Here is a 25,818-nt window from a genome sequence, read left to right as displayed (position 1 = left end):
TATGATTAAACAAGCAGAATTTGTTACATCGGTCGTTTCAGTTGCCGATTTACCTAATGATAATTTTGACCATTTCTTACTCTTAGGAAGATCAAATGTAGGAAAATCGTCATTGATTAACGCAGTTACTAACAGAAAAGGTTTAGCAAGGGTGTCACAAACACCTGGTAAAACTATTACTTTAAACTTATATTTATTAAATGAATCACTTTATCTTGTTGACGCACCCGGATACGGTTATGCAAAAAGATCAAAAACACAAAGTTTATCTTTTTTAAAAATGATTAAAGAGTATATTAAATATAATGGTCATTTAAAAAAGATAATTCTTCTTATAGACTTTAATGTTGGCCCTACAATAGATGATTTAAACTTATATATAGAACTTCAAAAAATAGATATTGAACTTATTATAGTTGCAACAAAGTATGATAAAGTCAAATCATCGTATCGTATGAAACAGCAAAAAATAATCGAATCAAAATTTTTTGATGGTCAAAAAATGTATATAACATCCAGTGCAACTAAATATGGAATTGAAAAACTTATTAATGAGGTATTTATGAATGAATAAAGTATTAATTACAACGGATTCAACATCAGATTTGAGTAAAGAAATACTTGATGCAAGAAATATTAAAAGTATTCCTTTATATGTAAGATTTGGCGATGATTCTTATCAAGATGGTGTAAATATCACAACATCTGAACTATATGATAAAGTAGAAGAATTAGGATTTCTTCCTCAAACTCAAGCTGTATCACCGGGGGACTTTGAAGCCTTTTTTAAAAAATATTTAGATGAAGGTTATGAAATTGTACATGTCTCAATTGGTTCAAAAATTTCTGCAACACATCAAGCTGCAACAATTGCTATTGAACTATTAGAAACAAATAAAGTACATTTAATTGATTCACTTAATTTATCATCAGGTATTGGATTACTGGTTTTAAAAGCGAGTGACTATGCAATATCTGGTATGGATGCTAAGTCAATTCATGAAAAAATAATAGAATTGGTACCTAAAGTATCAAGTCAATTTGCAATAAAAACATTAGATTATCTTCATAAAGGTGGCCGTGCAAGTGGTTTAGCTGCTTTAATTGGTTCAATGTTAAGAATTAAACCGATAATTAAAGTCACCAATGGAAAGTTAGATGTCTATAAAAAAACTGTTGGAAAAATGAGCAAAGCACTTGATGTAATGATAGAAGATTTATTAGCACTTAAAGATAATATAGATAATAGTTATGTATTTATCACACATTCGCTTGCTGATGATTCATTTGAATACATTAAAAGTCAACTTGAAGGTAAAATTAATGTAGAAAATATATTAGAAGGACATGCAGGTTGCGTCATTTCAAGTCACTGCGGAAAAGGTACAATTGGTATATTATACATTCAAAGGTAGGTAAATAGATTATGAAAATAGCAGTAATTGGTGCATCGGGTTTTGTAGGTGAAAATATTGTAAATGTTGCATTAAGTAGAGGTCATGAAGTTATAGGGATTTTTAGAAGAAACAAAATTAAAGATCAAAATAACCTTAAACTTCACAAACTAACAATTTTTGATGAGGAAATATTCGAAAATACAATTAAAGATGCAGATGTTATAATATCTGCTTATAATCCTGGCTATTATCATGTTGCACAAGCACAAAGATTCGTTGATGGATATGATGTAATGTTTAAAATAGCAAAAAAATTAAATAAACATATTATAGCTGTAATAGGATCAACTACACTTATTCAATATGATGGTGAGTTAGTTAAAAACGGATTAGTATATCCAAAACCTTGGATAGCTGCCTTAGCAGGTACTGACATGGTTTATGATAAATATAAAAATGAGCATTCCATTAAAATATCCTTTATATCTCCTGCAGCTGAAGTCTTTGATGGTGATCTAACAAAAGAATTTAGCTATGGAAAAGATCATTTATTGTATGATAAATTGGAGCGTTCTAGAATATCTGTGCAAGATTTAGCTTATGCAATTGTACTAGAGGCAGAAAATCCAAAGTATATTAATTCTCGTTTTACAATTGCATATCAAAAATAATTAGTATATAATATTATAAAGCTATGAAGTGAAAGAGTAGTTATCTTATAGTTTAAAGAGACAAGTTGGTTGGTGCAAAACTTGATTATAAATAACGAATGTCATCATGGAGCTGGTTTAATGAACAATAAAGTAGTTAAACTCGTAAAAATTATCTTCACGTTACGAAGAAATCAAGTGTACATGTTTTTTACATGTAAACTAAGGTGGTACCGCGATTATTTCGTCCTTAGACCGTTTATTGGTCTAAGGATTTTTATTTATTAGGGGGATAAATATGCTACCTACACTTAAAATGGATAATATTATATTGAGGATGCCTAAAGATAGTGACTTAGTATCATTTTTCTATTTTGCATCGAAAAGTGAAATTGGTCCAAATGCGGGTTGGTTTCCTCATCGAAATCTAGATGAAACAAAAGCAATCTTAGCACTACATATTATAGAAAATAATGTTTGGGCGATTACTTTAGAAAATGATGATTTGATGATTGGTACAATCAGTTTACATAATAAAGTAAGTGATAAATTTTTTGGACTTGGAGCTGAAATAGGGTTTGTACTAGATAATAATTATTGGAATCAAGGAATTGTAACCAAAGCTGTAAGTTTAGTTTTAAACTATGTTTTTAGTACATTAAAATTTGATTATGTTCGAGCAGCACATGCGGATTTTAATATTGCAAGTCAAAAGGTGATTGAAAAATCAGGGTTTAAATTTATGTTTAAAAAACATAAAAAATATATTGAAAATCCTAAGATACATTATGTTTTATATTATGAAATTACGAAAAAGGAGTTTTATGCACATGAAAATAAATTTAGAGACGAAATATAATTTTAAAAGTGTTGAAGAAGGAAGATATGATTATTGGTTATCTAAAGGTTTTTTTGAATCTGGTAAAGATTTTAAAAAAGAACCATTTACAATAGTTATTCCACCTCCAAACGTTACAGGAAAACTTCATTTGGGCCATGCATGGGATACAGCAATCCAAGATATTATTATTCGTCGTAAACGTATGCAAGGCTATGATGCTTTATACCTTCCTGGTATGGACCATGCAGGAATTGCAACACAAGCAAAAATTGATGAAAGACTAAAAAATCAAGGAATTTCTAGATATGATTTAGGCAGAGAAAAATATTTAGAAAAAGCATGGGAATGGAAAGAAGAATACGCAGGACATATTAAAGAACAATGGAAAGCTTTAGGACTTTCTTTAGATTACACAAAAGAACGCTTTACACTAGATGATAAATTAAACGATGCTGTAAATCATGTATTTATTTCTTTATATAAAAAAGGATGGATATATCGAGGTTATAGAATTATTAACTGGGATTGTGAAGCAAAAACTGCACTATCTAATATTGAAGTAGAATATGAGGAAACTCAAGGTCATTTATATCATTTTAACTATCCTTTTGTAGGTGAAGAAGGCTATTTAACAATTGCTACAACAAGACCTGAAACAATGTTTGCTGATCAAGCACTTATGGTTCATCCTAAAGATGAAAGATATCAAAAGCATATTGGAAAATTTGTATATATTCCAGGAACATCCACTAAAATTCCAGTGATTGCTGATGACTATGTTGACATGACATTTGGAACAGGTGTTGTTAAAGTAACACCTGCACATGACCCAAATGACTATGAAGTAGCAAAACGTCATGGCTTATCCATGCCGCTATGTATGAATGAAGATGGAAAAATGAATGAAATGGCACTTAAATATGAAGGTCTAGATAGATTTGAATGTCGTAAATTAGTTACAAAAGACTTAGAATTACTAGGGCTTTGTCCTAAGATAGAAAATTATACACACCAGGTTGGTTACTCAGAAAGAACAGGTGTTATGGTTGAACCTAGACTATCACTTCAATGGTTTGTTGATATGAAGGGATTGACTGAACAAACTTTAAAAAACAATAAGGTTCAATTTGTACCAGAAAGATTTAAAAACACATTTGAAAATTGGTTAAATAATATTCAAGATTGGACAATTTCACGTCAACTTTGGTGGGGACATAGAATACCTGCCTGGTTTAAAGGGGATGAAGTTAAGGTTCAAATAGACTCTCCTGGTGATGATTGGAAGCAAGATGAGGACGTCCTGGATACATGGTTTTCAAGTGCTTTATGGCCGTTTTCAACTCTTGGTTGGCCAGATATAGAAAGCGATGATTATAAGCGTTATTATCCAACTAATGTTTTAGTAACAGGTTATGATATTATATTCTTTTGGGTAGCTAGAATGATGTTCCAAGGTTTAGAATTTACAGGTAAAGATCCATTCAAAACAGTATTATTACATGGTTTAATTAGAGATGAAAATGGTCAAAAGATGTCAAAATCTTTAGGTAATGGTGTTGATCCGATGGATGTTATAGATACATATGGTGTTGATGCTCTTAGATTTTTTATTGTATCAAATTCAGCACCTGGTCAAGATACACGTTATGATGTGACTAAAATAGAGTCAAGTTGGAATTTCATTAATAAACTATGGAATATAACTAGATTTGTTACACTTAATATTACAGATTCAAAGCTTACTATTAATGAAAATGAACTAAATTTATTCGATAAATGGATACTTAGTCGTTTATCTGAAACAATTAATCTTGCTGATACTTTTTATGAAAAGTATGAATTTAATGAAGCATCAAAAGTTTTAACTCATTTTATTTGGGAAGAGTTTGCAAACTGGTATTTAGAACTTTCTAAGGTATCTTTAAATGATGAAAATGCAAATAAAAACACTCAAGCAGTATTAGTTTATGTACTTAAAGATATATTAAAATTACTTCATCCATTCCTACCATTTGTTACAGAAAAATTATTTATTGATATTTTTGATGAAGAATCAATCATGATAAGTGATTGGCCAGTAGCTAAATTTGATTATACTAATGAAATAGATTTAGTTAAAGAAATACAAGAAATCATTATAAAAGTTAGAACATTAAGAAATGATTATAATGTAAAACCTTCTAAACCAATAAATATAAAATTAGAAATTAAGGATACGTTTATTCTAGATTCACTTAAGTTATATGATGGTTATTTAGTTAAGTTTTTAAACACTAGTCAATTAGCTTATCAAGAAGAAGTGATACCAACAGATATGATTTTTATAGCTGGTGCTAATATAAACATTTATATAGAAAAATCTGATTTAATAGATTTAGAACAAGAAAAAGCCTCATTATTAAAGCAAAAAGATACGCTAGAAAAAGAACTAGAACGATCAAAAGGCTTACTTACTAATGAGAAATTCATGTCTAAAGCACCAGAAGAAAAAAAGAATAATGAACAAAGAAAGTATGATGATTATCTCAAGCAATATAATGATGTCATCGAGATGCTGAAAAAATATGTTTAATCAACTAGATGATGCAATATCATGGATAGAAAAACAAATTAAATTTAGACCAAAAACAAGTCTTGATCATATGAAGGATGCATTAAGCATCCTTCATTTAGACTTATCAAAAATTAAAAAAATTCATGTTACAGGAACAAACGGTAAGGGTTCTGTATGTATGATGACAACATCTATATTAGTTAAATCGGGAAAAAATGTTGGTACTTTCATTTCGCCTTATTTAGAAAACTTTAATGAAAGAATTAAATATAATGGACAAGATATTTCTAATGAAGATTTACTTAAAATTATTAATGAAATATATCAATTAAATAAAAATTATTCTCAAATAAGTGGTCAAACTTTATCGTTTTTTGAATTGATGACATTGATGGCAATTAAGTTTTTTCATGATAAAAAAGTCGATGTGATGATAATGGAAGTTGGTATAGGTGGGTTGTTAGACTCCACAAACATACTTAATTATGATGTTTCTGTCATCACAAATATTGGTATGGACCATATGAAACAATTAGGTGATACAGAAGAGCAGATTGCACTAAATAAATTAGGTATCTTAAAGAAAAATGGTGTATTATATACAACTGTAGACAGCAAATTTGAAAAGTTATTTACTGATTATGCAACTAATAAAAATGCAATAGTAAATTTTATTGATAAAAATAATATAAAAGTAATCTCTGAATTTCCTCATATTATTGAATATAAATATGAAACATATAAACTATCACTGTTAGGAGATTTTCAAAATTTAAATGCTTGTCTAGCTATAGAGATAGTAAAACACTTATATAAGGATATTGAAGTTAGCAAAATTAAACAAGGATTAATTGATACTAAACATTCAGGACGCTTAGAAATGGTCTTAGATGGGGTGTTTATTGATGGTGCTCACAATGTTCATGCAATTAAGAGAGTCATTTATTCTTTACAATCAATAAATAAAGTGTATAATATAAATGTACTTTTTAGTGCATTATCTGATAAAGAGCCAGAAAAAATGTTGAATTTAATTCAACCATTTGTTAAATCAATTACTCTGACTGCTTTTCCGGATCCTCGTTATAAAACTTTAGAAAATCTTCCATTTAAATTTGAAAATAATCCTAAAATAGCATTAGAAAATTTAATACAAAACAGAAGAGAAAATGACGTTATTTTAATAACGGGTAGTTTGCACTTTATTGGGTACGTAAAAAAGGAAGTAATTCCGTACTTTAAATAGGGTGATATTATGTTAATTAATCAAGTTTTAATATATTCAGAAAATCATTTTGTAAAGAATCCAAAAGGGATAGTAATTGTTACACATGGTATAGCATTACATTCACTATATTATAGAAGAATTGCAGAACTACTAAATCAAGCAGATTATTCTGTTGTTTTATATGATGTAAGAGGTCATGGTAAGTCACAAGGTAAACGCGGTGACATTAAAAATGTATTTCAATTTACTTCTGATTTATATGAGTTAGTTGAGCAAACAAAAAAACACAATAACTTACCAATATATTTATTGGGGCACTCTATGGGTGGCATTATTACTAAACTATATGCAACCTTGTATGATAATTTTGATGGTTCTATAATTGTTTCAAGCCCACATCAAACACCAAAATTAGGTATATTTGGTATGCTTCCTGCATTTATATTTGGTGGTCTCAGAATAAAAACGGATTTTAGTGATACACGACTCTCACATTTTCCACCAACTGATAATGTTGATCCTTATGCATTAAAATCATTTACATATAGACTAATTATTCAAACACTAAAAAGAGGCATTAAAAATATTCAAAAACAGATTTCAAATTATAAAAAACCTGTCTTGGCAATTCACGGAAGCGATGATCAAATAGTGAATATTAAAGAATCTATTGATTTTATAGAAAGCTTAAAGACGAACTCTAAAAAATTTATTGAGATTTCAGGAGGGTATCATAATTTAAATGATGATACTGTTACTGAAGAGGCATTAAATCAAATTATTTTATGGTTAAATGAACAAGTAAGTTAATAAAGAACATTATAAAGGCATCACTTTAGTGACTGCCTTTTTTTGTATAAAAAAGTTCACTTTCGTGAACTTTATTTATAAGATTCTGTTGTTTTAAACTGATTTGAGATATAACTTTTTTTTCTAAATAAGCCACTAACTAACAATAATACTACTGAAAGTAAGAAGAATATGATTGAAGTATCAAACAATGTCAATGGATTATAATCATAAACGAAAGCACCGAATATTGGACCAACTATAGTTCCTATAGAGTAAAATGACTGTCTAATCCCCATTGTAGTAGCGATATTATTTTCATTAGAGAAACTTGCTACATGCTCTTGTTCTAATGGAGCATAGATTGCTTTAATACCAATATAAATCATAAATATGGAATAGATATAGATAATAAACTGTGTTTCTTTTGATCTGAATACAATGAATATTAAAATTGAACTAAGTATTTGAAATATTGCAATCAGTGATAGTTTCTTTTTAATCTTCATAAATAATGGTACAAGTAGAATTGCTGCAAATAGTGAAACCAATCCAACAATCATCTTAAAATTACCTAACTGATCAGCCTCATAACCTAATTCAACAAAGTAAATATCTAAATATTTATCAACATTTGTGGCTGCAACTGTAATAAATGTTAGTGATAATAAAAAGAATAATAATTCTGGTCCTATATTTTTAATTTCCTTAAATCCTTCCCAAAATTGAGCACGTTTTTTATTACTGCTATTTTTGACAGGTTCTGGTTTAAAGAAGAAAAATACGAATATAGCTAATGCTATATTTAATAAACATTGGAATAATAATGCGTTAAAGAATAAATCTGTTCTAAATAATTGTATAAAAAATGAATTTGTATGGATAAATCCACCGAAAAATTGTCCAAATGAACCACCTAAAGCAAGTGCAGCTGCACCGTAGGCTATATTTCTTGCACGTTTTCCTTGGTCAGATACAACTATGATTTCTCCAGAAATTACTGTGATTGCAGCTGCAATCCCAAAACCACTGACTAAACGAAATATACTTAGAATCCATTGATCAAAAATATGTCCCATACCAAATAATGCTTGGTTTACACCATATATGATAAAGCCTAAAATGACTACCATCTTCTTTTTACCTGCATCACCAAGATTACCCCAGAAAGGACCACCGATCATTGTACCTAAGTTCATAAAAGCAAAGAAGAATCCAAACATGTAATTTGGTACACCGATATGCTTAACATAAGATGGCATTAAAGGGTGATGCATATTTGTTGATATTCCTTGTATAAGGAAAATAAATATTAATATAAATAGTTTTTTTCTCATAATTTCACACTCACAAAAACAATTATAGCATAGGTAGCATTTAGATTATAATGTATGGCTTTAATCCCAAAATTGGATTATTGTTTCGCACGCGTGATTATTTGACTGAACATATATATAACTATATAAAACAAGCTCTTTTAATCATTAAAACAGGTTATAAATCTATAAAACTATTAGTTACTTACTTCTTAAAGTGTTTTTTAAGTATTTAAACCATTTAGCAAAATAGGATATAAAACTTGCTATTAATATAATTGAAACAAAACTGTATGTTATTATATTTGAGATATTTAATACAGTTTCAATATCAACTGATAAAAAAGATGCAATAGATTCATAATTTTCAAATAAGACTAAATTTGGGAGTAGCAGTATTATAGCCATAAAAATTGATCCGAAAAACTCAGAGATTGTTTGTAAAATTAGACTAGTAAAGTTTTCTTTTCCAACATAAAATTTATAAATGTAACTAATTAAATTTAATACAATTATACCTATAATATAAATAGTAAATACAGGTTTATATATTGGATTAAGTACTTGAGTTTTAACACCGTTAAGCACAAGTATAAAAATCGAATCATAATATACTAAGAAAACTATACCTAGTGTAATCATAACAATCGTTGAAATTATCATACCGAATAATGTTGGAATTCTTGATTTAAACTCAATGTTAGGAATTTCCTTAGGTACATTACTTAAATCACTTATTTTCCAATTTTTTAGTCTTTCATCTACTTTGGTTTTAATTTTAGGTATATTATAAGATGCAAAAATGAGTGTAATAAATGCAAAAATAAAGATTGAATATGAAGCAATGTTTGAAATGATACTACTTAGTAGTAATCCAATTATTTCATATGGCTCATTAGCATTTAATGTTATTACACTTTCAATAATACCAGTGATTACTGCAATAATTGTTGATGTTATTATGCCAAATTTAATGATTGTGATGTAATCTTGATAAAATTTTGGGTTTATCAAGTAAACGGGCTCATCTTGATAACTATATGCAACATCAATAGGATTTCCTAATTGATGTAGTACATCATCAATATCTTTATCTGTATAATTGGGTTTATCTTGAAGCATATCTAAAATATTTGACTCTAATTCTTTCTTTATTTCATCTCTTGCTTCAGGTTTACATCTTCGAGTAACAGAATATATATACTTTTCAATCATTTTGTTCATATACTTTCTCCCTTTGTTATTAGTTTCATACGTTTTTCGATAACTGACCATTCGTTAATTAGTTTTTCTAAAATGAGTAATCCATTTTCATTAATTTTATAATACTTTCGTGGGCGAGATTCTGTTGTATCCCAAGTAGAATTAATTAAACCTTGTTCGTCTAACCTTCTTAGTAATGGATAAAGCGTACCTGCTTCAATTTCAACACCGATATTTTGTAATTTTTCTAGTAGTGAGTATCCATATTGACTAGATTTTAAGGCACTTAGAACAAATAGAATTTGAGTTCCACGTTTGAGTTCAATGATTAAATTATTTAATATTGTTTCCATGATAGGCCCCTTTCTAAATTTATTATACTGTATGACATACACTATTGTCAATTATATAATATAGAAAATAAAAAAAGCACTTCAATTGAAGTGCTATTAAACGATCTATTTATTAATTTTCTTTTGACCTATTTTGTTTTCTGTGCCATTAAATAGTCTGGTAAAATTCTTTTTATGCATATATATGATTAACAGAACTACTAAAGATATACCTATTAAATTAACAATTTGAGATTCATATGTTAATGTTAAATTGTTTGTAGGTATCCATATTTGGGGAATTAATATACCTACCCACATCATAACGCCTACTAAAAATGTTGCTATAACAGAGCCGATTGAAACATATTTGGTTGAAAATGCTACAATAAAGAATATTATAATACCTAAAATACCTATAACTGGGTTGATAGCTATTACAGCTCCTACACCAGTAGCGACTGCTTTACCACCTTTAAATCCGATATAAATAGATTTTATATGTCCAATTGCTGCTGCAGCACCATATAATATAGAAATATCATAGATACCATTTATTAAGTTAAGTTCTGGCGTTCCTAAAACATAACGAATAATGATAATTGGTAAAGCACCTTTAAAACTATCTAATAAAAAGGTTGGTACACCATATTTAGCACCTAATACTCTTGTAACGTTTGTAGAACCAACGTTTTTACTGCCGTGCTCTCTAATATCTATATTTTTAAATATTTTTGGAATGATATATCCAAAAGGAATTGAACCTATTAAATATGAAATTATTAAAGCGATTGATATCCATAAAATTTGCATGATTATATACCTCGGATAAAATTATATCATAAAGAAATAAAATGTCTAGACTTATAAAAAATGTAAAAGTGGCATACAAACCTTGACAGTGCTATTTTTTTATTATACAATGATACTGGCACTATGACAATTAGAGTGCTAAAAGGGTGGTTACATGTTATCTTCAAGACAAAAACTTATCTTAAAGGCTATTATAGATGTATATTCAGAAACAGCTGAACCGGTAGGTTCTAAAGCACTTATGGCATTACCTTATTTAAACTATTCATCTGCAACCTTGCGTTATGATATGGCAATACTTGAAGAACTTGGTTATTTAGAAAAAATGCATACATCATCAGGACGTATACCTTCTGAAATGGGTTATCGTTATTATGTAGAACATTTAGTTACTAGAGATTCGAATATTACTAAAGTATTTCCACTAATAGATGAGGTTTTCAATAAAAAAAACTTAGGTAGAGAGCATACAATTAAAGAAGCATTAAAGTTATTGACCGATCTTACAAATTATACTGCAGTTGCAGTTGGTCCAGATATATTACAGTCTGAAATTAAAAGAATTGAAATGATTCCACTTGGTTTAAAAGATGCTGTAATGTTAATTGTGACTAATAGAGGTCATGTTCAACATCAACATATACATATATCTGAAGATATGAATATGAACGATATTAAAGAGGTAATTCATACACTCGATGATTTATTAAAAAATAAAACCTTAGAAACTGCAATTAAAATATTGAAAGAAGAATATGCAGTATCCGAACTAAATCAATTTATGAGCTATCAAAGTCAAATAATAGATTCATTTATTGAAGCTTTTAGTAAATTTGCAGCAGACTCGTTTTATCTATCTGGTATAACAAATGTATTTGATCAACCAGAATTTACAAACGTTAACCACATGAAAAAATTTATCGATATGATGGAAAGACGTGAAATTATTAAGTTAATCGGTAAGGATGAAGGTATTAGTATACGTTTTGGATCTGATATGGAACTTACCGCATTAAATCAGATGACTGTAATTTCGATACCTTATCAAATAACTAGTGAAGAAAAAGGGTCAATCGCACTTGTTGGACCATCAAGGATGAGTTATCAAAAAGTAATTCCATTATTAGAGTATATCGCAGCAAATTTAGCAAAACTATATAAAGACAATAAGGAGTAGATATAAATGACAGAAGAATTAAAAGATCAAATAACAGAAGAAATAGTTGAAACTAAAGAAACAAAAAAAGAAAAGAAAACTAAACAACAATTAAAAATTGAAAGTTTAGAACAAGAAGTTAAAGAACTCAATGACAAATACTTAAGAACTTTGGCTGAAACTGAAAACTATAAAAAAAGAATTACTCAAGAACGTATAAATGATCGTAAATATGCAGCAACTAATTTTGCATTAGAACTTTTAACACCGTATGAACAATTTTCAAAGATTGTTGAGTTTCCATCAGATAATGAATTGTTAAATAACTTTTTGATAGGGTTTAAAATGATTAGAGATCAATTTAAAGATGCCCTTGAAAAAGAAGGTGTTGTTAAAATTAAGTCGTTAGGTGAAGTATTTGACGCAAAAGTACATCATGCTGTAGAAAAAGATAGTGACAAAACAAAAGATAATGGAATCATATTAGAAGTATTACAAGATGGTTATTATTTTAAAGATAGAATATTAAGACCTGCCATGGTAAAAATTAATGAATGGAGTGAAGAAAATGGCGAAGACAAATAAAATTATAGGAATTGACTTAGGAACAACAAACTCAGTAGTATCAGTTATGGATGGTAATGAAGCAAAAGTAATCCCAAATGCAGAAGGTGGTAGAACAACACCAAGTATTGTTGCATTTAAAGGTGATGAAATTTTAGTTGGTGAAGTAGCAAAACGCCAATTAATTACAAATCCAGATACAATTTATAGTATTAAGCGTCACATGGGTGATTTACAATATAAAGTAAAAGCTGCAGGTAAGGAATATACACCTCAACAAATTTCTGCATTTATCTTACAAAACTTAAAGAAAACAGCAGAAGATTATTTAGGTGCTACTGTAACTGAGGCTGTTATTACAGTACCTGCATATTTTAACGATGCACAACGTCAAGCGACTAAAGACGCTGGTACAATTGCTGGATTAAACGTTAGACGTATTATCAATGAGCCAACTGCATCAGCACTAGCATACGGAATTGATAAAACAGAAAAAGAACAAACTATTTTAGTCTTTGACTTAGGTGGTGGTACATTTGACGTATCTATTCTACACTTAGCTGATGGAACATTTGAAGTTGTATCTACAGCAGGAGATAATAAACTAGGTGGAGATGACTTTGACCATAAAGTTTATGAATTCTTAGCAAGCGAATTTAAAAAAGAACATGGTGTTGACTTATTAAAAGATAAAATGGCACTACAAAGATTACGTGATGCTGCTGAAAAAGCTAAAAAAGAATTATCAGGTGTAACAACAACATCTATTTCATTACCATTTATTACAATGGGAAATGCAGGACCATTACACTTTGAATATAATTTAACACGTGCAAAATTCAATGAGCTTACAAAAGAATTAGTAGATCGTACATTAATTTCTGTACGTCGTGCACTATCAGATGCTAAGTTAACAACTAAAGATATCGATCAAATTCTATTAGTTGGTGGTTCAACAAGAATCCCTGCTGTTCAAGAATTAATTACAAAAGAATTTAATAAAGAAGCAAACAAATCTGTAAACCCAGATGAGGTTGTTGCAATGGGAGCTGCAATCCAAGGTGCAGTTTTAGCCGGTGATGTAAAAGATGTACTCTTACTAGACGTTACACCATTATCACTTGGTATTGAAACTCTTGGTGGTGTTTCAACTAAATTAATTGAAAGAAACACAACAATTCCAACATCTAAATCTCAAGTATTTAGTACAGCGGCAGATAACCAACCAGCGGTTGATATCCACGTATTACAAGGTGAAAGACCAATGGCTGCTGATAATAAGACTTTAGGACGCTTCCAATTAACAGATATTCCACCTGCTCCTCGTGGTATTCCACAAATTGAAGTAACATTTGATATAGATGCAAATGGTATTGTATCTGTTAAAGCAAAAGACTTAGGTACAAACAAAGAACAAAAAATAACAATCACTGGTAATGGTGGATTGTCTAAAGAAGAAATTGATGCAATGATTAAACAAGCTGAAGAAAATGCTGAAGCTGACAATAAACGTAAAGAAGAAGCTGATACAAGAAACGAAGCAGATAACATGATCTTCCAAGCTAAAAAAGCAGTAGAAGATTTAGGTGAAGAAGCGACTGATGAAGAAAAACAAGCAGTTAATACAGCTGTTGCAGAATTAGAAGAAGCATTAAAAGGCGATGATTTAGAATTAATTAAATCAAAAAATGAAGCACTCATGAAAGCTTCACAATCTATTGCAGTTAAAGCATACGAAAAAGCAAATAAAGCAAACACTAAATCAGATGATTCACAATCTGAAGATTCAAATGAAGCGGTAGATGCTGAATTTACAGAAAAATAATATATAATCATATAAACAAATAGGAAAGTGAAAAAACTTTCCTATTTGACTAACAAAAAGGAATTGATACAATGGCAAAAAGAGATTATTATGATGTACTTGGCATACCCAAGACTGCATCAGCAGATGAAATAAAGAAAGCTTACCGTTCATTAGCTAAGAAATATCATCCAGACGTTTCTAAGGAAAAAGATGCTGAAGCAAAGTTTAAAGAGGTTCAAGAAGCCTATGATGTATTAAACGATCAAAACAAAAAAGCTCAGTACGATAGATATGGACACGCTGGTACACAAGGTGATCCTTTTGGTGGATTCGGTGGCGGTGGATTTGGTGGAGGATTTGGTGGTTTTGATGACATTATCAGCCAATTTTTTGGTGGTGGATCTCGCCAGCAAAAACGTACATCAAATGTTGGAGAAGATATTCAAATTCGTATGACAATTGACTTTATGGAAGCTGTATTAGGAACTACTAAACAAGTAAGTGTTGATATTACTGAAGATTGTCATCATTGCCATGGTTCAGGTGCAGAAAGTTCTAAAGATGTTCACACATGTACAAGATGTCATGGTACAGGTTACGTTAATGTTGATCAGCGTACTATGTTTGGTACAATGCGCAGCCAACAAGTATGTCCAACCTGTCAAGGTAATGGTCAAACAATCGATAATAAATGTCACGTATGTAGCGGCAATGGGCGTACTCAATCTAAAAAATCAGTTGATGTTAAAATACCTGCAGGTGTCGATAATGAAATGACACTTAGAGTACCAGGTTATGGTCATGGTGGTAGAAAAGGTGGCGAATCTGGTGACTTGTATATTACATTTAGAGTCAAACCACATAAGATATTTAAACGTCGTGGATCAGATATAATACTTGATGTTCCAATAACATTTACACAAGCAGCATTAGGTGATAAAATTGATATTCCAACAATTCATGGAGATGTCGAATTAAATATACCAGCTGGAATTCAAACTGGCACACAGTTAAGATTGAAAAATAAAGGTACGAATGATGCTCGAACAGGTAAAACTGGAGATCAACACGTTATAATTAATGTTGAAACTCCAAAAAATCTATCATCTGAAGAGAAGAAATTATTCGAACAATTATCAAAACTAGATTCTAAGAGAAAGAAATCTGGTTGGGATAAATTTAAATCGTTTTTTTCAGCATAAGAGGATTATTCCTCTTTTTGCTCTATACCAATAAAGGAAATTGATAATATGATATTAGTAAAACATAATAATGAAGGAAATTTAGAACCATACTTTTACTTTGCATTAGAAAAATATGTACTAGAACACCTATTAAAAGATGATGAAACCTACTTTTTTACTTGGAGAATTAAAGGAATTGTTTCCGGAAAAAATCAAGTAATTGAAAATGAAATCAATTTTCCATATGTCAAAGAAAATAAAATAAAATTCTTTAGACGTCCAACAGGTGGTGGTTCTGTTTATGCAGATGAAAACAACACCATGTTTACAATTATTACAAAACGTGGAAATCAAAATTTTTCATTTAAAAAGTACTTAGAAAAAATTACGGAAGCATTCAAAAAAATAGGTGTCAATTTAGAATTTAGTGGTCGAAATGACATATTATTAGATGGTAAAAAAGTATCAGGCAATGCATTCTTACAAAACAAGTATGGCATGTTAATGCATGGTACATTAATGTATGATTTAGATATTGAAACAATGGTTAGAGCCTTAAATCCGCCTGATGAAAAACTAATTTCTAAAGGTATTGATTCTGTTAGAAGTCGTGTAAACAATTTAAAACCTTATCTAAATGGCATGAGTCATGACGCTTTAGTTGATTATCTTGAAAATGAACTAACAAACCAAATATACATTTTAAGTGATTCTGAAATTAACCAATTAATGGAGGATGCTAAACTTTATAGTAGTGAAGAATGGTTATATCGTAGCCAACCTGAGTATACTCAAAAACTTTCTAAAAGATTTGATTGGGGAGTTTTAGATATGCGTTTTAACATTAAACAAGGGATTATTAAAGATATTAGTATTTCAGGTGATTTTTTTGAAATAACTGAAAATCTTGATGAATTAAAAAAACTTTTTATTAATCAAGAATGGAGTTATGAATCCATTAAAAATATACTTTCAAAAATAGATTTAAAAGATATAATCCTAAACTCTAAAAATGAGGATTTATTAGTCTTATTTGAGAATGCATTTATTAATAACTAAATCTCAAATACATGTGATATAATATTTAAACTATAGTTAAAATAAGTTATTTATAAGTCAATCATTTGAAAACTATAAGATATATCAAAAAAATGACAAAATTAATTAAAATAATGTCAAAAATTCTAAAAATAGATTGACTTAAAAGTACTTATTTAATATAATTAACAAGGTTGAGGTGAATCATATGAAATTAGAAACAAAACTACTAGAACCCATAACCTCACTTAATGTAAAACTAGATTTTCATGACATCATTGAAAACGCAGTTGATTTAATATCAATTGATGATTGCAATGTAAATGGAAAAATCTATAAACATTATGATGAAGTGACATTAGATTTACATGTTACTGCAAACATCGTTCAAAAATGTGCGCTTACATTAAAACCAGTGGTCTATAAACTAGACTTCGACACCCAAATAATTTTCTCAAATGACTTGGAAACCTATGACTATGTACCTACAGAGATTATAGATTTAACTGAAGTAATATTTTCTGAAATATTACTTGAAAAAGAAGTGGTAGTTTACCATGAAACAGCTAATCATGAAGCATTTGAAGAAGATTTTAGTACCCACCCAGCTTTTAAGGATTTAAAAGAAACATATAAAAAATAAAAGGAGGTGAATACACATGGCAGTTCCATTTAGAAGACAGAGTAAAGGAAGAAAACGCCGTCGTCGTTCACATTACAAGTTAAAGACTCCAACAATTGTAGTTGATCCACAAACAGGAGAATTTACCTTACCACACAGAGTCACTCCAAATAGTGGCTATTATAAAGGTCAATTAGTTTTACAAAAGAAACAAAAAGAAGACAAATAACCTTTATTAAAGAAAAAGCACGAAAAGTGCTTTTTTCTTTGATATAATATGAAAGAGGTCATAATTATGAAACATATTAGTGTCTTATTAAATGAATCTATTGAAGCATTAAACATTGTTCCTGAAGGTATATATGTTGATGCAACTCTTGGTGGTGGAGGTCATTCACTAGAGATTCTTAAAAAACTGAATAATGGTCATTTATATGCATTTGATCAAGATAAATTTGCGCATGAAAAAGCATCTGAACGCTTAAAAAATTATCACAATAAAACACTTATTCATTCTAACTTTTCATCAATGGAAGCTAAACTTAATCAACTAAATATTACACAGGTTGATGGTATATTATTTGATTTAGGATTATCGTCATTTCAAATTGATGATGCAAGTCGTGGTTTTTCATATTTAAAAGATAATGAACTTGATATGCGTATGAACAAAGAAGAACCATTAACAGCTAAAGATATCATTAACACATATGATAGACAAGCACTTACAGACATCTTTAGAAACTATGGTGATGAAAAAAATGCATGGGTAATGGCAGGTCGAATTATAGAAAAAAGACCAATAAATACAACACTTGAACTGGTTTCTATTACAGATAGTATAAATAAAAACCAAAAGGGACACTCTGCAAAAAGAGTGTTTCAAGCGCTAAGAATAGAAGTCAATAGGGAACTGGAAGTACTTAAAAGTGCACTAGAACAAAGTATAAGAATATTAAAACCCGGTGGAAGACTAGTAATTATTACATTTCAATCATTAGAAGATCGTATAGTAAAACAGTTTTTTAAACAAAATAGTGAGCTTAATTTACCTAAACATGTTGATGTAAGATTTGTTCAACAACCCCCTTTAAAAATTATACAAAAAAAGGCTATTAAGCCTTCTTTAGAAGAATTAAATGAAAACAAACGTAGTCATAGCGCACAATTAAGAATTGCAGAAAAACAATAATTACTTCTTATTTTTAGTGGCTGACACTAATATTCTAATATAATCAATGTCATAATGTTTAAAAACAGGATGGGATTTAATTGCATCATATATTTCTGGATAATCGACTTCTTTAATAACTGGACTAGATTCATTATGATTCTTTAATACAATATGAAGATGTGAGTCATGATCATGAAAAGGATTATCTGTACCTAAATCATAATATTTCGTACCATCTAAATTAATTTCAATAATTAGATTATTATTCAAGAAAAACTGTAAATTATTATAAAGGGTTGACATATTTTTATACCCTTTTTTTGATAATTCTTCATAAATCTCTTTAAAAGTTAAATGTCTATTTTTTAAGACTTCCAAAAGTGCCCTACGTGCCTTCGTAAAGCGTTTGTTATCTTCAATTAGTTTTTGGGGTTTCACTTTTTATTTACTCCTTAATATCAGAATGTTCATTAAAATAATCACTCATTACTTGATGTACTTTATCTTTGGTTAATTGTAGTGTCTCATGTTTATTTTGACCTAAAACGACATCTATAGGTTCTAAGACATGCAAATGTATTCTTGGTTTTCTAATGTATAATTTTTGAATAAAATTGGGTTTTTTATATACGTATACAAAAGGTAATATTTTAGCATCAGAATCAGCAGCAAATCTAAATGCACCACTTAAAAATTTACGTATACCAACATGATATGGTTTAATCGAAGCCTCAGGCATAACAAGTACTGGTGTTTTTTTAGATAATTCAGTCTTTAATTCATCTAAAAAGTGTACCATATGTTCTTTAGTTTCAGGAATTGGGATACCACCTGCAAGCCTTAAAATTTTACCAACATAAGGTAGTCCTAAATTGGATTTTAACATTGTCACATATATTTTTCTTGGAAAAATTAAGGTACCTATCCATATAGCATCTAATATATGTACATGGTTTGAAACTAAGATAAAACGATTGTTTTTTAAGTGTTTTAAGTTCTTTTTTCCTTTAATGCGAAGTCCCCTAAATACTATGCCATAAACATAAAAAGCTAAAATTTTAATTAAAATTATAAGTATGAATGAAGCAAATTTAAAAAACGGATTATGATTAAAAAAAGTATATCCATCTTTTAATTCTACCTTCTTAACATTTTTAATAATGTCGTATTCATGTTTTACTTTGTTTTTATTGTCAGACATATTTACTATCCCTCTTAATTATAAAAAATTATACCATTATTTATATAATAAATCACATAATATAATTAATTAAAATTATTTCAGTACCCGCCACCCAATTTTTGACTTCAAAACATGATATAATAATTATTAGAAACGGGGTTTGTTTTATATGGTTTTAGTATATGGGGGAAGTTTTAACCCACCAACAATTGCACATGAAAAAATTATCAATGATTTGTATGCTAAATTTAAACCAGAAAAAATCATAATCATTCCAGTAGGTGATCCTTATGATTGGAAAACAAATTTAGTAAAATTTAATCACCGTTTTAATATGACTAAAATAATGACTAGAAACCTTAATTATGTTGAAGTTTCTGATATAGAAAATACAAACCAATTTAGTGGTAGTTTTGAAACTTTAAAAAAATTAAGTCAAACATATAATGATTTATATTTTGTTGTTGGAACTGATCATATAAAAACACTAGATAAATGGATTAATTATCAAAAACTAATTGAGGAATTTAAATTTATTATAATTACAAGAAATAATTACTCACTAGATTTAGAGTTTTTGGATAAATTAAAAATTAAATATGAAACATTAACATTTAAGAGTAATATAAGCAGTACTAAGATTAGAACAAATATTAATCTATACAAAAATGATTTAAACCCTAATGTTTATAATTACATAATAGAAAATAAATTATATAAAGTTGGTGAATAAATGACTAAACATGGCATCTTAAAAGTAACTTTAGCAAGTCCAGAAATTAAAATAGGTAATCCATTATTAAATGTTGAACCCATTTTAAATATATTAAACAAAACTCAATCTGGATTAACTTTATTTCCTGAATTAACACTTACTGGTTACACAGCAGGGGATTTATTTTTTCAAGATATATTTTTAAAACAAACATTAGAGGCTCTTGAAAAAATAATTCATGAAACTAAATATCAAGGTATCTATGTTTTGGGTTTACCATTAAAAATAAAAGATTCATTATTTAATGTGGCTGTAATTATCCAAAATCAAAAAATATTAGGTGTAGTACCCAAATATCATTTACCAAACTCAAAAGAATTTCAAGAAAAAAGATGGTTTCAATCCGGTTATCAAAGTGCATTTGACAATGTTAGCATCTTAAATCAAATTGTACCGTTTGGTGATATGATTTTTAAAGATAAGAATTTAGATATAGCTTTTGGAGTTGAAATCTGTCAAGATATGTGGGCTATACAATCTCCTGGTAACAATTTAGCATTAAGTGGTGCACACGTTATTTTAAATCTTTCAGCATCGCCTGAAATTATAGGTAAATCAAATACTCGAAAAACAACAGTAATTGATGCATCAAGACGCCAATTAAGTACGTATTTATATACATCATCGACATTTAGTGAATCAACTACTGATTTAGTCTTTGCCCCCCATAAGATTGTGGCTTCGCTTGGTAAACTCATTTATGAGGATAATTTACTACAAGCTACTGAATTTGTTACAATTGACATTGATATTGAGGCTATAAGATTCCAAAGAAGAATTGACTCAACATTTAGAGAAGAACAATCTTTAGTAGATGATTTAAAAGAAATTGAAGTTAGTTTTACAAAAACAGATGATTATGAATTTGATTATAAATTTAATAAAACCCCATTACTTCCAGAAAAGGAAGATAAAGAGGCATTTAAAATAGCAAATGAAATTCAAGTTCAAGGTTTAATACAAAAATTAAAACATCTAAAAACATCTAAAATTATTATAGGTATTTCCGGAGGATTAGATTCTACATTAGCATTATTAGTAGCACATCAAGCAATAAAAAGACTTAATAGAAATACATTAGATATTATTGGTGTAACTATGCCTTCGAAAGTCACATCAGATCATTCAAAATCTGATGCATTAAAGCTTATGCAAGAACTTGGAATTACATATTTTGAAATTCCTATTTCCGATCAAGTAAATCTACATTTACAAAGTATAAATCATAGTGATAAAACAGATATAACATATGAAAATGCACAAGCAAGAATTCGAACATTAATTTTAATGGATCTTGCTAACAAGTATGAAGGTTTTGTTCTTGGTACAGGTGATTTAAGCGAAATTGCATTGGGCTGGATGACATTTAACGGTGATCACATGAGTATGTATAATGTAAATTCTGGTTTAACTAAGACATGGGTTCAAGAGTTAACCTTATATCATTCTAAAAATGATTATAAATTTATTAAAAATATACTTGAAAGTATATTAAATAGGCCAATTAGTCCAGAATTAAAAGCAGATCAAAAAACGGAAGATTCAGTAGGTAAATATGAAATTAATGATTTCATGATTTATCATTTACTTGAGTGTGGCGCAAGTGAAGAAAAACTATCTTTTCTTGTAGAAAAAACCTTTGATTTATCAAAAGAAGAAGCAAATCTATATGCTAATAGATTCTTAAATAGGTTTTATAATTCTCAATTTAAACGCCAAGTAATGCCTGAAGGACCAAAAGTTTTAAGTATTAGTCTATCACCTCGTGGTGATTTACGAATACCATCCGATATTAAAAGAAAGTAGTTGTTGATTTGAAGAAAAAAGTATTAGTAGGTTTATCAGGAGGCGTTGATTCCTCAGTTGCAGCATTATTGCTATTACAACAGGGTTATGATGTAGAAGGTGTTTTTATGCGTAACTGGGATTCTGCCACAAACATGGATTTTAAAGGTAATCCAACGCTTTATGATGAAACATGTGAGCAAGAAAAAGATTACCAAGATGCACTAAAAGTTGCAAATAAATTAGGTATTAAGTTACATAGAGTAGATTTTATACATGAGTATTGGGATCGTGTTTTCTCATATTTTATTGAAGAATATGAAAAAAACAGAACACCAAATCCAGATGTTTTATGTAATAATGAAATAAAATTTAAAGCATTTGTTGATTATAGCATTAAATTTAAACCAGACTATATTGCTATGGGGCATTATGCAAGAATTGATCATTCAGGTAAGGAACCTAGATTATTACGTGCTTTTGATGAGAATAAAGATCAAACTTATTTCTTGTCACAATTAAAAACAGAACAGTTATCAAAAGTTTTATTTCCAATTGGCGATTTACCTAAAAAAGAAGTTAGAAGATTAGCAAAAGAAGCTGGACTGGCAACTGCAGAGAAAAAAGATTCAACGGGTATTTGTTTTATTGGGGAACGTCATTTTAATGAGTTTTTATCTAATTATTTGCCTGCTAAAGAAGGTCGTATGACACGCTTAGATGGTACTTACATAAAAGAACATTTCGGGTTGATGAATTATACAATAGGTCAAAGAAAAGGTTTAGGTATTGGTGGTACAACAGAAACTACCGATGCTTGGTTTGTTGTGGGTAAAGACTTATCTACAAATACATTATTAGTTGAACCGGGATTTCATCACCCTTATTTATATTCAGATGAAGCATTAATTACTGAAGTTAAATGGAGAGGTGAGAAAAAAGATGGTAAGTTCACTGCAAAATTTAGATACCGTCAACCAGATCAAGATGTAGAAATCAAATGGATTGATGATGAAACATTTATAGTCAAATATCCACAAAAAATTAGAGCTGTAACACCTGGTCAAGTTTGTGCTATTTACCAAGGTGAGGAATGTGTTGGCTCAGGTTTTATATCAGTTGTTTATAATGAAGGTGAAAAAAGGCTATATAGTTAATGACAGAAAATATAACAGGATTTATAAAATCATATGTCTATAAAAATGAAGATAACGGTTATACAATAGCGAAAATTGAAACCAAGGATGGTCAAAATATGACCATTGTTGGTTATTTTCCTTTGCTAAGTGAAGAAATAGAGTATGGTTTTGAAGGTGAATTTATCACACATCCACGTTATGGTAAACAATTAAAAGTTATAAATTACAAACGCTTAGAAAATGCAACTAAAACAGGTTTAATTCGTTATTTATCCAGTGACACTTTTTCAGGTATAGGACCTAAAACTGCTGAAAAGATAGTTGATTTACTTGGACTTGATGCAATAGATCAAATACTAAAAGATGATAGTGTATTAAAACCAATATTAAATCCAATCAAGCGTATGAGATTAAAATCTGAATTGATTGCTCATCAAACAGAGCAAACCATTTTTATTAAATTATTAGATTTAGGTCTAACTTCTAAAATAGCCGCTAAACTATTTAAAACCTATGGTGATCAAACACTTGATAAATTAGAGGCTGACCCCTACCGTTTAATGTATGAAATTGATGGTTTTGGATTTATAAAATCAAGAGATATTGCAGAAAAATTTAATATTGAAAAAACTGATATAAGATCATTAAAAGCTGCCGCTTTATATACATTACAAGTTGCATCAATGAATGATGGTGACTTATATTTAAATTACGATGAATTAATGTTTAAAATAAGAAAAATTTTAGATGTTGATGTAAGTTTTGATCATGCATTAAAAGAATTGATAGATGAAAGAAGAATTATTGAAGAAAATGGTAACTACTTTACGAAACCAATTTATGATTATGAAATCGATATTGCCAAACGTATTTTAGAGTTAAAAGATTATCCAAGTGAATCAATCGATACGGATTTACTAAAATTAATGTTATCTCAAATATCGATACAAAAATCAATTGACTATACAGAAAAACAAATTGATGCGATTATTACTGCGATGCAAAATCCAATAACCATCATTACAGGTGGACCTGGTACAGGTAAAACCACTTTAATTGATGGACTTTTAAATCTTTATGCTAATTACTATAAAATTAACTTAAAATCGATAGAAGCTAAGGCTGAAATAGCTTTAATGGCTCCAACAGGACGAGCTTCAAAAAGAATGCAAGAACTATTAAACTTTAATGCAAGAACAATTCACTCTCATTTAGGATTTGATTTTGAATCAAGTAATAAAGATAACTATTATGAACCACTTGTTCAAAATTTAATCATCATAGATGAGGCATCAATGATAGACATATTTTTAATGAGAAGATTGTTAATGAGTATTGAAGTGGGAACTAAAATAGTTATCGTTGGTGATGAAGACCAACTACCTAGTGTTGGTCCAGGCTATGTTTTAGGAGATTTGATCGCTTCAAATACCTTACCCGTTATTAGATTAAATGAAATTCACAGACAAGCTAAAGATTCTCATATTGTAAAATTAGCATCAAGTATAAATAACCAAAATTTACAAAATGATGATTTGATTAGTTACAATGATGTTACATTTTATTCGGGTGATGGGGCAGATATCAAAAGGGTTATCTTAAATCAAATTGCTGGAGCACTAAAAAAAGGATATGACTTAATTGAAGATATACAAGTATTAATTCCTCAATATAAAGGTGAATTAGGTATTGATATAATGAATAAAGAAATTCAGTCAAGATTTAATCCATTTTACAAGAAAAGTCACTCTATGAAGTATTTAGACAAAGAATATTTTCAAAATGATAAAGTTATTCAGCTTCAAAATGATAAAGATAAAGGTGTTATGAATGGTGATATTGGTATCATTAAAAATATTACCAAAAATGATAAAAATCAATCTATTATGGAAGTTAGTTTTGACGGTGTACTTGTTACATATGAACAAAGTGAACTTGAAAACTTAAATCTAGCTTATGTAATATCTATTCATAAATCCCAAGGATCTGAATACAAAGTAGTATTCTTACCTATTATTAAAAGTTATATGCACATGTTAAAAAAAGAACTTATCTATACGGCAATTACAAGAGCAAAACAACACCTATTAATTTTAGGTGATATGAGACTTTTACAATATGCATCTAATCAATTAGTTGAGAAAAGACATACAAAACTAAAACAACGTTTAAATGAAACTAAATCTAATAGTAATTTACTTAATAAAGACAATAGTGAAGTTGATAATGATGATTTAGATAATATTAGTCCATGGGACTTTATGTAGA

General features: G+C 29.0%; 25 protein-coding genes and 1 other annotated feature. Of the genes, 19 read left to right on the top strand and 6 right to left on the bottom strand.

Annotation, left to right across the window (positions count from 1 at the left end):
• Window position 1: 1 nt before the first annotated feature.
• The 7 genes from yihA to G324_RS0102680 all read left to right on the top strand — a co-directional run bounded on the left by yihA (window position 2) and on the right by G324_RS0102680 (window position 7,480).
• Window positions 2-574, top strand: coding sequence for a ribosome biogenesis GTP-binding protein YihA/YsxC (yihA, locus tag G324_RS07185; protein WP_210994107.1), 573 nt, complete (start codon window positions 2-4; stop codon window positions 572-574).
• Window positions 567-1,415 (top strand): DegV family protein, encoded by an 849-nt coding sequence (locus G324_RS0102705; RefSeq protein WP_025724866.1) that lies wholly within the window; start codon window positions 567-569, stop codon window positions 1,413-1,415. The genes yihA and G324_RS0102705 overlap by 8 nt, the downstream gene beginning before the upstream one ends.
• A gap of 11 nt (window positions 1,416-1,426) precedes the next feature.
• The gene (locus G324_RS07660) at window positions 1,427-2,068 is read left to right on the top strand and encodes an NAD(P)-dependent oxidoreductase (protein WP_025724865.1); all 642 of its coding nucleotides are present in this window, start codon (window positions 1,427-1,429) and stop codon (window positions 2,066-2,068) included.
• 14 nt (window positions 2,069-2,082) lie between these two features.
• Window positions 2,083-2,302 (top strand) — a binding site (T-box leader).
• A 43-nt stretch (window positions 2,303-2,345) separates the two neighbouring features.
• Window positions 2,346-2,906, top strand: coding sequence for a GNAT family N-acetyltransferase (locus G324_RS0102695; protein ID WP_025724864.1), 561 nt, complete (start codon window positions 2,346-2,348; stop codon window positions 2,904-2,906).
• Window positions 2,872-5,460 (top strand): valine--tRNA ligase, encoded by a 2,589-nt coding sequence (locus tag G324_RS0102690; RefSeq protein WP_025724863.1) that lies wholly within the window; start codon window positions 2,872-2,874, stop codon window positions 5,458-5,460. Before G324_RS0102695 ends, G324_RS0102690 begins: the two co-directional genes overlap by 35 nt.
• Window positions 5,453-6,688, top strand: a complete 1,236-nt coding sequence (locus G324_RS0102685; RefSeq protein WP_025724862.1) for a bifunctional folylpolyglutamate synthase/dihydrofolate synthase — start codon at window positions 5,453-5,455, stop codon at window positions 6,686-6,688. Before G324_RS0102690 ends, G324_RS0102685 begins: the two co-directional genes overlap by 8 nt.
• Before the next feature lie 9 nt (window positions 6,689-6,697).
• Complete coding sequence (locus G324_RS0102680) at window positions 6,698-7,480, top strand: alpha/beta fold hydrolase (RefSeq protein WP_025724861.1); 783 nt, start codon at window positions 6,698-6,700, stop codon at window positions 7,478-7,480.
• Window positions 7,481-7,551: 71 nt separating this feature from the next.
• Here the strand turns inward: G324_RS0102680 and G324_RS0102675 are convergent, their stop codons facing one another.
• The 4 genes from G324_RS0102675 to plsY all read right to left on the bottom strand — a co-directional run bounded on the left by G324_RS0102675 (window position 7,552) and on the right by plsY (window position 11,123).
• A complete protein-coding gene (locus G324_RS0102675) occupies window positions 7,552-8,796 on the bottom strand; it encodes an MFS transporter (protein WP_084027052.1) in 1,245 nt (414 codons plus the stop codon).
• Between the two features lie 180 nt (window positions 8,797-8,976).
• Window positions 8,977-9,999 (bottom strand): hypothetical protein, encoded by a 1,023-nt coding sequence (locus G324_RS0102670; protein WP_025724859.1) that lies wholly within the window; start codon window positions 9,997-9,999, stop codon window positions 8,977-8,979.
• Window positions 9,996-10,331, bottom strand: a complete 336-nt coding sequence (locus G324_RS0102665) for a PadR family transcriptional regulator (RefSeq protein WP_162146835.1) — start codon at window positions 10,329-10,331, stop codon at window positions 9,996-9,998. The genes G324_RS0102670 and G324_RS0102665 overlap by 4 nt, the downstream gene beginning before the upstream one ends.
• A 105-nt stretch (window positions 10,332-10,436) precedes the next feature.
• Complete coding sequence (gene plsY / locus G324_RS0102660) at window positions 10,437-11,123, bottom strand: glycerol-3-phosphate 1-O-acyltransferase PlsY (RefSeq protein ID WP_025724857.1); 687 nt, start codon at window positions 11,121-11,123, stop codon at window positions 10,437-10,439.
• Between the two features lie 154 nt (window positions 11,124-11,277).
• Between plsY and hrcA the strand changes: the two genes are divergently transcribed.
• The 8 genes from hrcA to rsmH all read left to right on the top strand — a co-directional run bounded on the left by hrcA (window position 11,278) and on the right by rsmH (window position 18,686).
• Complete coding sequence (gene hrcA / locus G324_RS07175) at window positions 11,278-12,300, top strand: heat-inducible transcriptional repressor HrcA (protein WP_035357167.1); 1,023 nt, start codon at window positions 11,278-11,280, stop codon at window positions 12,298-12,300.
• A gap of 6 nt (window positions 12,301-12,306) precedes the next feature.
• Window positions 12,307-12,864 carry a nucleotide exchange factor GrpE gene (gene grpE, locus G324_RS07170; RefSeq protein WP_035357164.1) on the top strand — a complete coding sequence of 186 codons (558 nt, stop codon included), beginning with the start codon at window positions 12,307-12,309 and terminating at the stop codon, window positions 12,862-12,864.
• On the top strand, window positions 12,848-14,668 hold the full coding sequence (dnaK, locus tag G324_RS0102645; RefSeq protein WP_025724856.1) for a molecular chaperone DnaK: 1,821 nt from the start codon (window positions 12,848-12,850) through the stop codon (window positions 14,666-14,668). Before grpE ends, dnaK begins: the two co-directional genes overlap by 17 nt.
• Before the next feature lie 71 nt (window positions 14,669-14,739).
• Complete coding sequence (gene dnaJ, locus G324_RS0102640; protein WP_025724855.1) at window positions 14,740-15,852, top strand: molecular chaperone DnaJ; 1,113 nt, start codon at window positions 14,740-14,742, stop codon at window positions 15,850-15,852.
• Between the two features lie 48 nt (window positions 15,853-15,900).
• Window positions 15,901-16,893 carry a lipoate--protein ligase gene (lplA, locus tag G324_RS0102635; RefSeq protein ID WP_025724854.1) on the top strand — a complete coding sequence of 331 codons (993 nt, stop codon included), beginning with the start codon at window positions 15,901-15,903 and terminating at the stop codon, window positions 16,891-16,893.
• A gap of 187 nt (window positions 16,894-17,080) precedes the next feature.
• Window positions 17,081-17,515, top strand: coding sequence for a YceD family protein (locus tag G324_RS07655; protein WP_025724853.1), 435 nt, complete (start codon window positions 17,081-17,083; stop codon window positions 17,513-17,515).
• A gap of 16 nt (window positions 17,516-17,531) precedes the next feature.
• Window positions 17,532-17,723 carry a 50S ribosomal protein L32 gene (rpmF, locus tag G324_RS0102625; RefSeq protein WP_025724852.1) on the top strand — a complete coding sequence of 64 codons (192 nt, stop codon included), beginning with the start codon at window positions 17,532-17,534 and terminating at the stop codon, window positions 17,721-17,723.
• Window positions 17,724-17,783: 60 nt separating this feature from the next.
• On the top strand, window positions 17,784-18,686 hold the full coding sequence (gene rsmH, locus G324_RS0102620) for a 16S rRNA (cytosine(1402)-N(4))-methyltransferase RsmH (protein ID WP_025724851.1): 903 nt from the start codon (window positions 17,784-17,786) through the stop codon (window positions 18,684-18,686).
• Here rsmH and G324_RS0102615 read toward each other — a convergent pair whose 3' ends face one another.
• Both G324_RS0102615 and G324_RS0102610 read right to left on the bottom strand, forming a co-directional pair.
• A complete protein-coding gene (locus G324_RS0102615) occupies window positions 18,687-19,106 on the bottom strand; it encodes a transcriptional repressor (RefSeq protein ID WP_025724850.1) in 420 nt (139 codons plus the stop codon).
• 7 nt (window positions 19,107-19,113) lie between these two features.
• A complete protein-coding gene (locus tag G324_RS0102610; protein ID WP_025724849.1) occupies window positions 19,114-19,869 on the bottom strand; it encodes a lysophospholipid acyltransferase family protein in 756 nt (251 codons plus the stop codon).
• Window positions 19,870-20,020: 151 nt separating this feature from the next.
• On the opposite strand from G324_RS0102610, the gene nadD reads away from it, so the two are divergent.
• Genes nadD through recD2 form a run of 4 tightly spaced genes read left to right on the top strand, consistent with a single transcriptional unit; the run spans window position 20,021 to window position 25,817 of the window.
• Window positions 20,021-20,584, top strand: a complete 564-nt coding sequence (gene nadD, locus G324_RS0102605) for a nicotinate (nicotinamide) nucleotide adenylyltransferase (protein ID WP_025724848.1) — start codon at window positions 20,021-20,023, stop codon at window positions 20,582-20,584.
• Complete coding sequence (locus tag G324_RS0102600; RefSeq protein ID WP_025724847.1) at window positions 20,585-22,432, top strand: NAD(+) synthase; 1,848 nt, start codon at window positions 20,585-20,587, stop codon at window positions 22,430-22,432.
• Between the two features lie 8 nt (window positions 22,433-22,440).
• A complete protein-coding gene (gene mnmA, locus G324_RS0102595; protein WP_025724846.1) occupies window positions 22,441-23,568 on the top strand; it encodes a tRNA 2-thiouridine(34) synthase MnmA in 1,128 nt (375 codons plus the stop codon).
• Complete coding sequence (gene recD2 / locus G324_RS0102590) at window positions 23,568-25,817, top strand: SF1B family DNA helicase RecD2 (protein WP_025724845.1); 2,250 nt, start codon at window positions 23,568-23,570, stop codon at window positions 25,815-25,817. The genes mnmA and recD2 overlap by 1 nt, the downstream gene beginning before the upstream one ends.
• The last annotated feature ends 1 nt before the right edge of the window (window position 25,818 follow it).

Source organism: Acholeplasma granularum ATCC 19168, assembly GCF_000526235.1.
Taxonomy (GTDB): domain Bacteria; phylum Bacillota_I; class Bacilli_A; order Acholeplasmatales; family Acholeplasmataceae; genus Acholeplasma; species Acholeplasma granularum.
This window is presented reverse-complemented; position numbering and strand designations above follow the sequence as displayed.